The 14,257-nt window shown below is 51.4% G+C and carries 9 protein-coding genes and 1 pseudogene; 8 read left to right on the forward strand and 2 right to left on the reverse strand.

All coding sequences use genetic code 11. The features are described 5' to 3' along the window. Window positions 1–169: 169 nt before the first annotated feature. Complete coding sequence (locus CRO75_RS29260; RefSeq protein ID WP_158539514.1) at window positions 170–2,137, reverse strand: protein-tyrosine phosphatase family protein; 1,968 nt, start codon at window positions 2,135–2,137, stop codon at window positions 170–172. A 179-nt stretch (window positions 2,138–2,316) separates the two neighbouring features. On the opposite strand from CRO75_RS29260, the gene CRO75_RS29265 reads away from it, so the two are divergent. The 8 genes and pseudogenes from CRO75_RS29265 to CRO75_RS32750 all read left to right on the forward strand — a co-directional run bounded on the left by CRO75_RS29265 (window position 2,317) and on the right by CRO75_RS32750 (window position 13,597). Next, on the forward strand, window positions 2,317–2,676 hold the full coding sequence (locus CRO75_RS29265) for a CesT family type III secretion system chaperone (RefSeq protein WP_097139952.1): 360 nt from the start codon (window positions 2,317–2,319) through the stop codon (window positions 2,674–2,676). 209 nt (window positions 2,677–2,885) lie between these two features. Beyond that, window positions 2,886–4,568, forward strand: coding sequence for an inositol phosphate phosphatase SopB (locus tag CRO75_RS29270; protein ID WP_097139954.1), 1,683 nt, complete (start codon window positions 2,886–2,888; stop codon window positions 4,566–4,568). A gap of 1 nt (window position 4,569) precedes the next feature. Then, entirely contained in the window at window positions 4,570–4,920 is a 351-nt protein-coding gene (locus CRO75_RS29275) for a hypothetical protein (protein ID WP_097139956.1), read from the forward strand. Window positions 4,921–5,052: 132 nt separating this feature from the next. Then, complete coding sequence (locus tag CRO75_RS29280) at window positions 5,053–6,834, forward strand: inositol phosphate phosphatase SopB (protein ID WP_097139958.1); 1,782 nt, start codon at window positions 5,053–5,055, stop codon at window positions 6,832–6,834. A gap of 191 nt (window positions 6,835–7,025) precedes the next feature. Further along, window positions 7,026–7,940, forward strand: a complete 915-nt coding sequence (locus tag CRO75_RS29285) for a hypothetical protein (protein ID WP_097139959.1) — start codon at window positions 7,026–7,028, stop codon at window positions 7,938–7,940. Between the two features lie 233 nt (window positions 7,941–8,173). Continuing rightward, window positions 8,174–10,963: a hypothetical protein gene (locus CRO75_RS29290; protein WP_143504232.1), complete on the forward strand. Its 2,790-nt coding sequence runs from the start codon at window positions 8,174–8,176 to the stop codon at window positions 10,961–10,963. A gap of 996 nt (window positions 10,964–11,959) precedes the next feature. Then, window positions 11,960–12,261: pseudogene (locus CRO75_RS29295) on the forward strand (transposase); the annotation flags it as partial. A gap of 310 nt (window positions 12,262–12,571) precedes the next feature. Beyond that, window positions 12,572–13,597, forward strand: a complete 1,026-nt coding sequence (locus CRO75_RS32750) for a hypothetical protein (protein ID WP_143504236.1) — start codon at window positions 12,572–12,574, stop codon at window positions 13,595–13,597. A 401-nt stretch (window positions 13,598–13,998) separates the two neighbouring features. Here CRO75_RS32750 and CRO75_RS29305 read toward each other — a convergent pair. Next, a partial coding sequence (locus CRO75_RS29305) for an IS3 family transposase (RefSeq protein ID WP_143504106.1) occupies window positions 13,999–14,257 on the reverse strand: 259 nt, incomplete at its 5' end.

Genomic DNA, 14,257 nt, shown 5'->3' on the forward strand with positions numbered 1-14,257 from the left:
AAGGTGTTGGGAGAAGTGTCGATGATGATCACACTCCTGGTGTATAGGGGCGCAATCACTATCATTTGTGCATTAGGGCGTATTGCAGGGATGGCTCGGTTGTCGGGCTGGCAGGAGGGAGTGCCCAAAAAGAACCCGGCGGCCGTTCAGGCGGCCGGGATTTGAGAGGTTACTGAGCGCTTGTCATTGTGGGCTTGGGCGCAATGGTGGGGCGCTGCGGGAAGTTTTCATACAAAGGTTCCGAGCTCTGTTCGGTTTTAGGCTTTTCAGCCTGTGCATCGACAGCAGGTGCAATGTTGGGACGCCGCGGGACGTTTTCATACAAGGATTCCGAGCTCTGTTCGGTTTTAAGCTCTTCAACCTGTGCATCTACAGCAGGTGCTTCATGCTGGAAACCACCGTTCTCGTATATGGCCTCCTCCTCCTCGTCTTGAGCGGAGGTAGTCAGTTCACCACTTATAAGTGCTTCAGCGTAATCCAGCAATGCTGCAAACTGTTTATCGGTTTGAACCATTTGAGCGCTACGTTCGCCGCGCAGTTCATTCGTGTAGCTAGTGACTATCGCTACATAATTTTCGCTATTGAGTGTTCCCGCCTTGAACGCGTCATAAATTTTCTCCGCCAGGGCATACAGACCCGTCCGGCCGACACCCGCGTTGCAGTGGATTACCGGAACTCCACCGAGCGCTTGACGATACGTCGCGGAAGCCATTACTGCCTCATGAAGGGGTTCTTTGTCAATGACACCGTGATCCGGGATGGGAACGTTTATGACGACTAGGTTTTTGGTGACCCCTGATGTTCCTGTGACCGTTAATAGTTGTGCACCGATTTGTTTTAAATCTATGGTTGAGTCCTCGTGCGGCGTCGACACGAATTGTGCGGAATTACCAGTTTCTTTGTCGCTAGGCTTGAAAGGTTTCTCCAGGTTCCAGTAGTTCACGAAACCCGGTTTAATTGCATCGCGGTGGTTTTGGAGATTGATGACAAACGTGGCGTCTGAGTTAACCAGCAAGTCCGCAAAGCGTACACTGTCAGCTCCTCCCATCGGCGCTTGTGATGCAATTGCAGTTCCATTCAATATGAGATGCGCATTATAGTGATTAGACTTTCCATCCTGCGTAGGTACAGATAGAGAGTTTTTCACCATGTCGAGATCTCTATGCCGCAAATTGAAAGGAAGATCTCCTTTACGTGCGAAGCGCTCGCCAAATTGTTCCATCGCGTTTTTGCCGAGGCTTTCGAATATCTCTTTTGGAGTCTTGTCTTGTGTGAAAGCGTTCCAATCGATCTGGGCGGGTTTCAACCCATTGGCATTCAACTTGGAAAGCAGCTCGGAAGCCAGCTGTTTAGCTGTTTCCTTATCGCCACTAAGCTCGAGTTCGACCGCCTTCGCCAGGCCTTTGACAATGGAAAGCGCGTTGGTGAGTTGTAGAGCCGCTTCATTTAGTTGGGTATCTGATGCGGTTTCAAGCCAGCTTGTGACAGGTCCCTGAACGGTCCCCCATTCTCTAAGTTCATGTCCTCCGATATTTTGCTTCGAAAGAAGTGATATAAGGTTGCGAGTGTCTTCAATACTTGAGCCAAAGTGCACGGAGACAAACGCTGTAGCCAATGAGCGTAAGGCGCCATTGCCGGTGGCGAGTTTTGTATGCTCTGAGCGGAGATCCGTTGATGAGATGCTCTCTATCAGCGCAGCCTTGATTATCCCGATCTGTCCGCCTTCAAGGGTTTGCTTCTTGACGGATGTATCAAGCCTTGGCTCGTTTGTGGAGAGCGGAATCAGCTTCGGACTATCCGTTTTATTAAAACCTAGTGCATTGGCAAGCCAATTCGCTAGTGCGGTGAGCTGGATTCTAAGGCTTTGGAGCAAGCCGTGTCCTTTTTCCAACTCCTGCCGATTGGCGATATGCTCTGCGGAAGCGTCGGTTTTGATTGGGGCAACAGCTCGACCGCCCAGTGTAGCTTGGATGGATTCGGCTGCCTGAGCGGTGGATGTGCTGGGCGTAGAGCCGAGTTGATGAATAGGCACGTGATGTCCTCTATATATAAATAAACTTAGAATAAAGAACCAGAAATGGCATGCGCCATAGTGGCGAGTTCGAATATGCTCGAAATAAACAGTCTGCGCCACCATAAAACGCTCATTGTAAAGCCATGATGCCTGAGGGTTCATGTGTGTAATGGGGTGGGCTGTAACGTGGTTGCTGGCAAGTTGCCAATACTTTGTTGAATGGCAGGGTTGATTAATATTGCTGATGACTTCGTAAAAATCTTCTGTTCTAATATTTTCTTTTTTTTTGAAGGGTGAACAGTATGTCTCCGCATTATCAGGATATCGTCAAGCAACTTCATCTTTCTCTTTCACTGCCTGCGCCGAGGGAGATTGAGCAGGTCACCAGTTTTAAAATTGGTGACCATGCCTGTCATTTGACCGAGCATCCCGCAGGTTACATGTTGATGTTTTCGCCTCTGACCCCTGATGCCCATGCCTTGACTGAAGAGCAGAACATATTCAGTCAGGACCCGTGCAAGCCCGTTCTGGGGCTTGATCCTGTCAGTCGGGAGCGGGTGCTGTGGAGTCGTCAGCACTTGTTGCAGCTGGATCAGGACACTGCCCATCACCAACTGGAGCAACTGGTGCATGCTGCCGAGCAGTTAAGTCGACCGGCATGAGGGCTGGCAACTTCGGCGTCGACTAATTGAATGAGCGTGACAGTTTGTCCATGGCCACTGCGACTTCCTCGCAGTGGTCTTTTTTTTACTTTTGCGAGAGGCGTCGTGTGAGCGCTTTCAGATAGTGGCAGGGCGGCTGGACAGGGGAATCTACGGCTTGCCGGAGTCGATTTGGCTTCAGTGTAATCGTCTGATTCTCGAGGGATGTCATGCCTAACGTAGTGGATATTGTAAAACAACCGTTTTCAAAGTGGATAACTGAACCTTCACGCCCGCCGAGTGCCAGTGGTCCGGGAGGCACCCTTGTAGCGTCTATTTCGGGGGTGGCACCGCCCAGGATGGAAAGTGATGTTCTCGCCAACAAGTTGAAGAATCATCTTTGCTCGTTGTTCAAACCTTCATTGCCGGACACGCGTTCCCTCCACACCTTGTTTGAGTTTCAACAAAGTCGAATCGAGGCGGCAGTCCAAGCGTTCGTGGGCTTGAAAGAGGATCCCGGCGTGCTGTTGGATCTTTCTCGTCAATTGCAAGACTCACGCTTCAAGGGTGACAGGGCGGCGACCAAGGCGGAGCTGAGAGCGGCCCGGCATCTGGAAAAGGATTTGATCGGCCTGATTGCAAACCGGCTGCGAGAGCTGGGAATGGCCTCCAAAGATGCGATGCGCGAGGCGAAGACGGCGTTTCACAATGCTGATACGGAGGTGCTTAACGCCAGGGCCTGGAATACGGTCAAAACCGATTTTGAGTATAAGGAGAAACATTATGCCTGCACGATGGTGCCGGCGGCCCAAATGAAGCTGGGGAAAGAGGACATTTTTCCGGTTCCTTATCGTGAGCAGGGTGTTTGTTCATCTTCTACCCGTGAAATCGCGCACGTCCCCAATCTGTGGACATCGGAAATCCGGGCGTCGGGTCCGGGGGGGGCGGATAAGATTCTGTTCAAGGGGGTACGTCATGGCATCCTGTCGCCGTTCGGGCTGGAAAAGGGCAGCGTGGCCCGCCACGAGGGTTCGCTGAACCGGGCGCGCGAGGTGGTGACTGCGGCGCTGTTTGCTCAGCCTGAGCTTTTGGAGTCGGCATTGGATGGGGCGCGAGTCCCGCTACGGTTGGTGTCGACATCATTGGTGACAGGTGGGAAGTGGCGCGAGGGTGACATACTGGACGATCAAGTGCGGGCGTGGCGAGAGCTTTGCCTGGAGCGGCCTGTGGTTTTGTCGCTGAAGGGGCCTGATGGCGAACTCCGCGAAGTCAAAATCGATCTGGAGGTTGCAGCGTTCAATTTCGGCGTCAACGAGCTTTCGCTGAAGCTCAAGCTTGGGCAGGCCCAGTCGGATGCTTACAACGTAACCGCACTGCATCAACTCCTGGGAAATAATTTGAGTGTATCGGCCGAACCTGAAGGTTGGGTGAAGGACTATCTGGAGCGTACGCCGGCGCCTGAAAATAAACAGTTAGTGCTGGATCTGAGCCGACGGCTGAAGCAAATCTGGGCTGCCAAGGCGCATAACCACGACGGTGGCGATCCCTACAAGGGCGCGCTATGTGTGATGCTCCTCGCAAACGCAATTGACGTAACGCCTTGCTCCAATTGCAAGAGTGGCAAGGATAGGACCGGGATGCTGGACGCCGAGTTGAAGCGTGCAGTGGTGACTTTGCATGAAGGAAAAGGCTTGGGCGCTCTCGGTGGTCGGTTGGCTGAAGATGAGCAGCTCCTTCTGCAACAAACATTGCTTCACGGCGGCAACGAGGAGGTGCAGCGTAAGAACACGGGTGCCCCCGGCAATAAGGTAATGAGAACGCCGCCATTAGTAACGCTGTCGAGCTTCGAGCGAGTGGGGAATCAACACGTGTGCGACCAGACCCAGGGCTTGTCCCAAATGGTAGAGGCCTGAGATGTCAAGCTTGTTGTGCAGCCTGTTTGATGCCCTGGAATTGGAGCCGGACGCCGAAGAGCCAGCCCTGCGCGTAGATGATGACGTGATCGTGTACTTCGATGAGTCAGCGCAAGGGCTGGAGATGATTTGCCCATTGGGCGAGTTGCCTGCCACAACGGATCGTCTGCAGCAGGTATTGCGGATGAACTACATCGGTCCGGTGATTTTGGCGGCGGATTCGGACGCAGTGGTTTTGCTTGCCCTGATCCGCATGCCCAATGACAGCTCTGGCGCGGAGCTTTTGACTGCGCTGGAAAGCCTGATCCTGGCGGCTCGTGGAGTTCGGCGAGAACTCAACCTCGTACAGTGATTTGCCCGCCGGGAACATCCCGGCGGGAGGGACGATACAACGCGGCCTCTGTTTGATTGTTTTGTACAAGTTGTCGGATAAAAAAGTTACTACGTTGTTATCAATGCTCTCACATAAGAATAAGAGGCAAAGATGACGTCCCCAATAAGTCTTAACCGTGGTGTGGCCAAAGCACCGATTGCCGAGGTTCCTTTCCAAAGCAATCCGTGTGGCCGCGTAGCCGTCAACATCAAACAATGCAGCAACGTTCCGACGCAGTTGCCAAGACCTCAATCTCCCTGCGAAGACGCTAGCCCCTTCAAGCGCGTCGGGGCTTTCAGGGAAAAGGGACGACGCAACATCGACTCGTCCCTGACCAAGGTGCAGACCAGGATGGGGCACCCGCGTGGCGACGGGATGGTTGTGCAGCCCGAGTTGGGCAAATCTTCCTCGACGCCCGCACGTTCCATTCATGCCTTGACTGAGCTTAACCGAAGCCGCCTCGATGCCGCGGCGCTGGCGCTCAGGTCTCTAGGCCGAGAGGCGACTGTACTCGAACATCTTTTTAATCAGCTGGAAGCCTCGCGCCCCAGCGGCGATAGAGAGGCGACCAAAGCCGAGCTGAAAGCGACCAAGCGTCTGAATGACGTAGTGATCGATCTCGTCGCAAGCCAGCTGCAGCGGCCGGGAGTTTCTTCCAGAGCGGCGAGGCGCGAGGCGCTGGTGGCTTTTCGCAGCGCAAGGCAAACACTTCTTAACGAGAAGGTATGGAACAAGGTACATACCGGTTTCGAGCACGGGGGGCGGCATTATGCATGCACGATGGTGCCCGCGGCGCAAATGAAGCTGGGAAACAAGGATGTCTTTGCTGTTTCTTACCTCGATCATGGGGTTTGTTCGTCATCCATCCGGCAGATCACCCACGCCACCAATTTGTGGACCTCGGAAATCCGCGCGCAGGAGCCGGACGGTCGAGACCTGATTCTGTTCAAGGGGGTGCGTCACGGCACTCTGTCGCCTTATGGATTGGAGGAGGCGAGCGAGCGGCGACACTTGGGCGCAGCTAACCGGGCGCGCGAGGTGGTGACGGCAGCGCTGTTCGCGCGCCCGGAACTGTTGAGTCAGGCGCTGGCAGGACATGAGGTCACGCTACGGCTGGTGTCAACATCGCTGTTGACCGGCGGACTGGGTGGGGAGGGCGAAATGTTGCGCGATCAAATGCTTGCATGGCGGGAGCTTTGTCAGTCGCGGCCGTTGGTATTGTCGCTGATGGGGGGGGATGGTGAGCGGCATGCTGTGCGCATCAACCTTGATGTCGCGGCATTCAACTTCGGTGTCAATGAGTTTGCGCTCAACCTTCATTTTGGACACGCCCAGGCTGACGGTTACAACGCCACCGCCTTGCGCCAGCTTCTGGGGGATGATCTGAGAGTACGCGCCAAGCCAGGTGGCTGGGTAGGAGAATACCTTGGGCGTGTCCCCGCGCCGGCGAATGCCGATCGAGTGAGGTTGTTGAGCCACCAGTTGAAGGAGATCTGGGCTTCCCGGGCCCATCACCAGGACGCTGGCGAACCCTACAAAGCCGCGCAGCGCGCGGCGATGCTGGCGTTCGAAATTGGCGCGGTGCCATGCTGGAACTGCAAGAGCGGCAAGGATAGAACGGGAATGCTGGACGTTGAGATCAAGCGCGAAGCGGCGGTCTGGCATCAAGGCTACGGGCCGAGTGCGCCTGGCAGTCGACTCACAACGGATCATCAGCAGTTGCTGCACAAGGTCATACTCAACGGCGGGAACAAGGAGTTGCAGGAATACAACACCTGGGCTGCGGGCAATAAAGTAATGAAAAAAGTGCCTGGCGTTGGTCTGTCGTACGACGAGCGTGTGGGAAATCGTTTTATCTGGAATGTGGCCCAGGGGTTGTCTCCATGGGTTTGAGATGGCTGGGGCAACACTGGATGTCGGACCCGAAATTTCCTGGTTTAGCTATGACTGATTCGGAGCTTGACTGACAGGCAGGTCACAGTAAACGCGTTGTTCGTTGCCAGTTTGGTTGGTTTTTGCAAGTGGCCTGGATAGGGAGTACCTACTCTGTAGATAACGCGTTAACAAAAAAATAAGAGGCGCAAATGTCATCTCATGTCAATGCAAACTATCGTGTTGCTCCCCCCATTAACATCGGGGGGGGGGGCGTCAACAAACCGACTTCGCGAATTGCAGCCAACCTCAAATATGGAGGTAATGTTTCAACACCGCTATCAAGCTCCCGGCTTCAGCATGAAAGTGATAGTCCGTTCAAGCGCGCGGGGGCTTTTCGGAGTCGGACGCGGGCTAACTTTGGTAGCCCCTCGGGCGGTGTTATCGCTGGAAAGGTCAAATGTTGCCGAAATATTCAGGCGGCTCCATCCAGTTCGGAGCGTAAACATAGAAACGCAATGTTAGGTGCGATTAAAGAACTGCTGGGATGGAAATCCGGTAAAGCCCCCAGCAAAGATATGATGTTTGAAAATTATGTTGTCGCCCTGCCCAAGCCGCTAACCGAAGTCAGAAGACAGGAAATAAAGCAAGCGGTGAGCAATGAGGTGAAAAAGTTTGATTTTGACGGACAAGTTAGGGGGGATGAGAAATTCAGGGATCAGGCGTTTAAATCTGAGCGTGCAGCGATTTTTAGTCGAGCGCTAGACCGTGTCGGTAACGAATGTAACATCCGCAAGCTCGAACCTCATATCAGGCAAGAGTGCTTTATGGAGCTTGGCAAGATAGCTCAAGACTTTGGTATGGAGGGGAAAGAAAAAAACGGCGTGTTTACTCCTGATGGTATCGGTGCCAACGCCTTTATCGCGGCGATTATGATTCCGGTGCTTAATAGATTCAAACTTGAATTCATGGACAACAGTCTGCGAAGCGAAATGAGTCAGCATGCTGAAATGCTGGTGAGTCAGCAGCTACGCGATCTGGCTTTGGAGTATGGGATGCCCGATCCGCAAGAGCTTGCTCGGCAGCTGTTGCACGCAGAGATCTTAAGGTTTCCTGATTACGATTGAAGTAGTGATCGATAGTGTGCTCGGCAATGCTTGGAGATTGCTTATGAACTTGAATAGAGCAGCAATTAGTAGGAAATAACAAAGCGTGGAGTTTATCATTATTGTCGGATGATAGACGATCTGCTCAACATCGCAAAATAGCTGGTTTCGTGCGGTTTCGACGCGTTAACTTGCTAGCCTTTAATGTTGCTTAGACAGCAGCTCATTGTTACTTATTTTTAAGAGATATCGTCATGGGCAAACTTACTGCAGCCACCAATGCTGGCGCCAATCCTGTGCGCGGCACAACCTCTTCGGGGCACGCCAAGCGTGCTGCCGGTAACTTGTTGCAATGCGCTTGCAATTCTTCGAGTGTGTGTTCCTGTTCCCTTGTGGAGCATGATCAAGCCGCTTACTGCTCTAAAAATTTAGCGAAGGTGTTGGTGGCATATGAGCAAAAACATCCGGGCCGTTTGAAAAAAGATTTGGAAAAGCAGACGGGGTTGCAGGAGTTCTTGGCGTTTAATGAATCTGAGCCTGTTTTAAATGAGCAGCTCACCGACGCGCAGGCGAATCAGCTGGTGAAGGTGCTTAAACAGTCCAAGCATGGTCTCTTGAAGAACGTTAAGCTGGGTTCTCCTAGTCATCTGCGCAAGGATCTAAAGGCCGCTTGGGCTGAAACTCTGAGCGAGAGTAAGTTACAACAGATACATTCCATGACGAGTGGCGATCCTGATGGCATACAACATGGGATTCGGGGCGAGGGGGTGAAATCAGATGCTTTGCGTAGTCCTGCAGGCTCCACGAAAGTAACACAGGCTGGTTCCAGCTCGAATAAGAATGATGAGCTGGCTGCTGCTCGTGCGCAAGAGATCGGGCTCTCGAAAGTTGAGATCGATGTTGCGGACGCAGGACCTTCTCTGGTCCGGCGAGACGAGCAAGTCACAAAACCGATTGATGTTAAATCCGGTCCGTACAATCCATTTGAGGAGGGGGCTGATGAGGAACTTCTAGATTCCAATCAGTCTAAAGATGTTAAATCCGATCCGTTAAATCCATTTGACGAGGGGGCTGATGAGGAATTTCGAGATTCCAATCCGTTTAAAGATGTTAAGTCCGATCCGTTAAATCCATTTGACGAGGGGGCTGATGAGGGGGCTGCTGATTCCAGTCCGTTTAAAGTGGCATACGTTGAGCAAAAAACGCCTGACGACAATGCCGATATCACCGAATCATCCCACGTGCAGGCACCTTTGCAATCATCAGAATCGAACTCGACAGATGACACATACATATCTGAGGTGTTTCTCGGGATGCTCAATCAGTACCTGAGAACCGATAATGGGCGTACTTTCGGAGCATTTAATAAAGCGCACCATACTAAAATGGCGCGTGATATACGAAAAAATCCGGAAACCATTGGTAAATATATTGTTCTGGATAAACCAGGTGAAGAGTGTACTGTACGTTGGAATGGTAAGCCTGCAAACAAGGAAGCTGTACAGGGTATGCTGGATGCTTTCAAAAAAGAACATAGCGGAAAGAGTAGTTTTTTTGAGCTGATTACAAAATTCAATTTTGTCGATGTTGGCTACCAGCTGATTGACACTGCAACTCATGTAAAAATCATAAGCCATGCAGCCGAGCCGAATCTGCATAGGCCCGGCAAAAGTGCGGTAGTGGAAATGAAGCACGCTGTAATGAGCGAGGTGCTATCACACCTGAGTGACTCGAGTCGGCGTGATAAGCCTTTGCCTGACAGTGTTCTATCACGATTAATCGCCCATTACGGTAAAGTTGAGCAGACTCAGACTGAAACGCAGCAATCAGCGGAGAAACTTGCGGAAAAAAACGAGCTCTCTCTTAATGATCAGGGATTTGTGCAGCACATCCAACGCGTTTTCCATCAGGTAAAGACAGAGAACCGGATTAAGGGCTTTAACGCCAAAGTCGAAGACCTGACTAAACAGATCGAAGAAGAGACTGTAAAGGTTTTGAAGGACGTTGTTGAGAAGCACAACGCAGGGAAAGTTGATCAGCGGACCGTGGGAAAAATCGAAGATGCTCTGGGTAAGGCGAGCAAGGAGTATGCTGATAAAATGCTTGGGAAAAATATCTACCCAGCACAGTTAAGCGCAGTTTCTCCGATTCGTGAGCAGATTAAAAAAGAAGTAAACAGCAATCATAAGTTGGTGCTGCAAAGCGTTGTCACCAATTATGAAAAAGCATATATGGAAAATCTGATCGACGCAGGGGAGTCCTTTTCTGCTACCAAATACCTGGTTGGCAAAAGTCATGCGAAAGCGACGGGCAACATTATCGAAATTAACAAGAATTTATGTCGCCTGCCTGAGCAAGCTGAAACTTTTCATGGTAGGAGTTTACAGGCGCTGACTGAGTTGTCCGGCGATGAAACCCTAAAGACGAGCCCTGACGATAAGTTTCAGGTGTTGCAGCAAAAGCTGGTCGACACCTTGAGAACGAAAGTGTTGGCCAATAGTTCCGCTGCGCTCCTCAAGTATGATGGGGAAATACAAAGTATAAAGTGGGACCACTTCGGAAAAGTCAGTGCCGAACTGGAATGCACCAAAAAGCTTGCTACTCTTTCTCAAGAGTTAGAGAAAAATGTCAAAGAGTTACGCGCCCAGAGCTTCCCGGGCACATTTAAGATTGAGCAAAATGACGTTGAGCTTGCAGTGCAAAAGGTGACCAAACCACTGTTGGTAAAGATTCAAGAACACTTGCCGGAAGTTAAGAGTATAGGAAAAACGTTGCAGTCAGCTTTCGCGCGTGCTTTCAAACCAACTCCGGCGAGAGTGTTGGGCAGCATTCCCTTGGTGGGTGGGTTGACGTTTGCGCTGGCGGCATTGCCAAAACCGATCGCGATTCCATTGGGTATTACCGCAGCCGTTTTCTTTCCGCTGTCCTTGTTGGGTTGGGTGGGATGGAATATATACAAGCGCTTCGATCAGCGAAGTGACCTGCAGCAGCTAAGAGCTCAGATTGAGGGGAACCTCCGTGATATAGGAAAATCTGAAGTCTAAAGCGTTTGTGGTTTTTCTCTTCCAGGTGGGGTTCGCGGTAAGGACCCTGCCAGCCAATCGTGGCACGTGCTTTGTGTGGTAAAAGAAAGAGCCGGAGAGGCAGCGGATATGTAAGTAAGGGGTCATGAATTGAAAGTTGGTTTGCGTGCGGTATTTCAGCGAGCAGAAGAAAGGGAAAACATCGAAAAAAGGGTGATTCTGTCAATTAACTTGGTGTGCGCCTGCAACCCTCCGTTGTCTGCTGATAACCTCGAAGTAAGGCCCGGGTTGATGCGTTTGTACAGGGGGCGCTCTTTGAATCGACACGTATTATTGTCGGGTCGAAGCTTGGGAAGTCTGGAATTAAAACGCCTTCAGCAAGCAAATGACGCCTCGGCTAGGCAATTAGCGGTTTTCGACCCTGATGATTTCTCAATCGATGAATATCCCGTTGTTACGCCTGCTCCAATTGATACACAGGTCAAGGTGGTTATCCCATGGGGAGGAGTATCCGAATGTATGACCAGAAGATTGCTTAACAGATTGCTAAAGTACGCAAGACGGAAGAAGTCCAGGGCATGGGAAGAGTTACTTTAGTCGCAACGCTGAGGTTATTGTCGGCGGGTTAGATATTCACTGTCGTGGAGTGCACAGGTATCTTGTTGAAAGCGCGCTGTTTGCGCTTTGGTGCTGCAAGGGGCGAAATCGTAGACGTTTCTCTCTTATCGTCAGCCCCAAGCCTTGATTCCGAAGAAATATTGTCTTGCGGGATCGATTCGCCGTTTTCAAAATCAACGGAGACTGAAGTCAGCTATAAAGCGAGCCTACTTCAAGCCATCCTTCAGCGGAGCTGGGCAGCCTAGGCTCTGTACGAAATCAGCCGAAACTAAACGTCAGGACTCAGTAGAGTCCGCGTCCATCAAAGGTAGGAGCTCACGATGGCCAAACGGTACGCGCAGCTTGGGATCTGGTTGCAGACATCTTCAGTGAAACCCGCCGCTACGGACGCCCACGGGCTGCCGATGGTTGCTGGCCGACAAGGGCTATGACGCCGAGGCCCTGCGCTGCTACTGTGATCGTTACCGGATGCAGCCGGTCATCTCCGCGGCATGAAACGCAAGCCAAAGCCGGGCTTGCCACGACTGTTTGATCGTCCCAAGTACCGGCAGCGCAACATCATCGAGTGCATGTTCGGGTGGCTGAAGGAAAGTCGCCGCATCGTGACGCGCGTCGACCAACTCGTTAAAAGTTTTGCGGCGATGGTCTCACTGGCTTGTGCCATGCGGTGTTTGCGACATTATTTTTCGGACAGAGCCTAATAATCGGCGTTTTTTGAAAGCCACGCCTACTCGATATTTTTAGGATGCAAGATCCTGTTACGGCGTTTCCTTGATGCTGGGTCTATCCAGATTTTTTTGGACATGACTAAATTTTTCAAGTCTGCAATGCATTCCTCGATCAATTCAAGTGACGGGTCTCGAACTGATTGCATGACTTGCCATGAGTTTTTGTCGTTTCGCCCAGCTCACTCCATGACGGTCCGATAAATCTGTCGGAAAATGATTAAGCCGAAATAATACGATAGGCGCCGAAGTTTAACTATTTCAACTGACCATGAGGAATATGGTTGTGCCAAATGGAATCATCCCCTCCAATGCAGTATCACTCAATAATTACCTCCCGGCGACGAATGTCGATCTAACTGCCGCTCGTTTGGATAAGCATACCGAAGGGAAGCATGTAATGGTGTTCAGCGGCTTTTCCGCACTTGAATACAAGTCCCCTGAACTTTTAAATTCAAAGCTTAATCAGATCCTGGATGCCGCTGAAAATAAATATGGCGTTAACGGTCTGTTAGTGGTGGCTGGCGCGACAACTGACGGGATTGGCGCTGTGTATAAAATTGCTCAAGAAAGAGGTATTGCAACGCTGGGTATTGTATCTGAAAGGGCCGATAATGGCGCCGCGTCCATTTCTCCCCACTGCCAGGAAGTCGTTTTTGTACCAGACCCTAAAGGAAGCTGGAAAGTACTTGATGCAGCGGGAGCATCGTACATGACGCATGTTGCAAGAAAAGATGGCGTTTTCCATGCATTGGGCGGTGGCCAAGTCACTTTAAGTGAGCTGCGTGAGGCGCAAGAGCTCGGTATCCCAACTTTTGTAATGTCCGAATTTGAGCCCGATGAGCAACGCTTGGCTGTGCGGCGGCAAACAGAGCCTGATGTGGACCTGACACCGCTAAAAACAGCGTGGCAGGAAGCGCTGTCTGACAAATGCACACTCAAATTTCAGCTCCGTCGAGGAGAGGACACTGAACGCCTTGCCAAAATAGCAGTCGCCAACGAGCACTTGCGAGACATGGCGGTCGGAGAAAGAGTAAGTAAAGTGAGCTTTCATGGGAAAGTAACAATCAGTGATACGTTTGGTGGAGACTTTAGAGAATCTCGGAAGCCAGCAGAGGAAGAAAAAATTAGTCCTATAGAGATAGCTTATCGCAAATACATAGATAAAGAAGCCAAAAAACATGAATACGTAGATAAAGAAGCCGAAAAACATCATTTTACTTTTGCAGAGGGACATACCGATTGGAAGGTTCATTCACGCTTCGATCTAGAGCTTGCTAAGGCAAGCCGTCTAGCCGACGAGGAAAAATAGTGTCGGGTGTCGAGATCATTTCACCAGGCTGATGGTTTCACTGTCTTGGCATTCCGGGCCGTTCCCCTGATACCGCTTGTGCCGGGGGGATAGCTGATTGCCGAGTCGCCACCTGTCGCCATGCGACAGCTTGTTGATCTGGATGACACTGGGCACGCTGGTCGTCATTCCACGCTACCGGGCCCTGGCTGGGCTCGGCATTGGCTCCGATATGCGGCTTCATGTCAAAAAAGTATTGGTTGTCTTTCTAGTTTTTATGTATCTGCGGATCACACTTTCCTTCTCGGTCGTTGATTGAAGTCGTTATCTGGTAAGGGGCCGGCGAATACACCTTCCGAGCCAGGTCGATGAGGGCGATTGTGTCCGCGTATTTTTAAGCAGACTGAATCGCCCCGGATTCTCTAGACACCTTGCAAGCTCATTGCGTAACGCTTTTCAAACTCTACCGGTGACAGCTGATTGTTGAAACTATGACGGCGTTTTGCGTTGTAGAACATCTCGATGTAGTCGAACACATCGCTACGAGCATCTTGCCGCGTGGTGTAGATTCTCCGCTTGATACGCTCCCGCTTTAGAAGCTGGAAAAAGCTCTCGGCTACGGCGTTGTCATGACAGTTGCCTCGGCGACTCATGCTGGCAACCAAATTATTCGCCTTCAAA

The sequence above is a fragment of the Pseudomonas sp. LAMO17WK12:I10 genome (assembly GCF_900215185.1).
GTDB classification, from domain to species: Bacteria; Pseudomonadota; Gammaproteobacteria; order Pseudomonadales; family Pseudomonadaceae; genus Aquipseudomonas; species Aquipseudomonas chlororaphis.

Excerpts from the sequence above, each read along its gene's own strand:
- CRO75_RS29290 (WP_143504232.1), top strand. The coding sequence starts at position 8,174 with ATGGGCAAACTTACTGCAGCCACCAATGCTGGCGCCAATCCTGTGCGC.
- CRO75_RS29280 (WP_097139958.1), top strand. The coding sequence starts at position 5,053 with ATGACGTCCCCAATAAGTCTTAACCGTGGTGTGGCCAAAGCACCGATT.
- CRO75_RS29265 (WP_097139952.1), top strand. The coding sequence starts at position 2,317 with ATGTCTCCGCATTATCAGGATATCGTCAAGCAACTTCATCTTTCTCTT.
- CRO75_RS29270 (WP_097139954.1), top strand. The coding sequence starts at position 2,886 with ATGCCTAACGTAGTGGATATTGTAAAACAACCGTTTTCAAAGTGGATA.
- CRO75_RS29275 (WP_097139956.1), top strand. The coding sequence starts at position 4,570 with ATGTCAAGCTTGTTGTGCAGCCTGTTTGATGCCCTGGAATTGGAGCCG.
- CRO75_RS29260 (WP_158539514.1), bottom strand. The coding sequence starts at position 2,137 with ATGGTGGCGCAGACTGTTTATTTCGAGCATATTCGAACTCGCCACTAT.
- CRO75_RS29285 (WP_097139959.1), top strand. The coding sequence starts at position 7,026 with ATGTCATCTCATGTCAATGCAAACTATCGTGTTGCTCCCCCCATTAAC.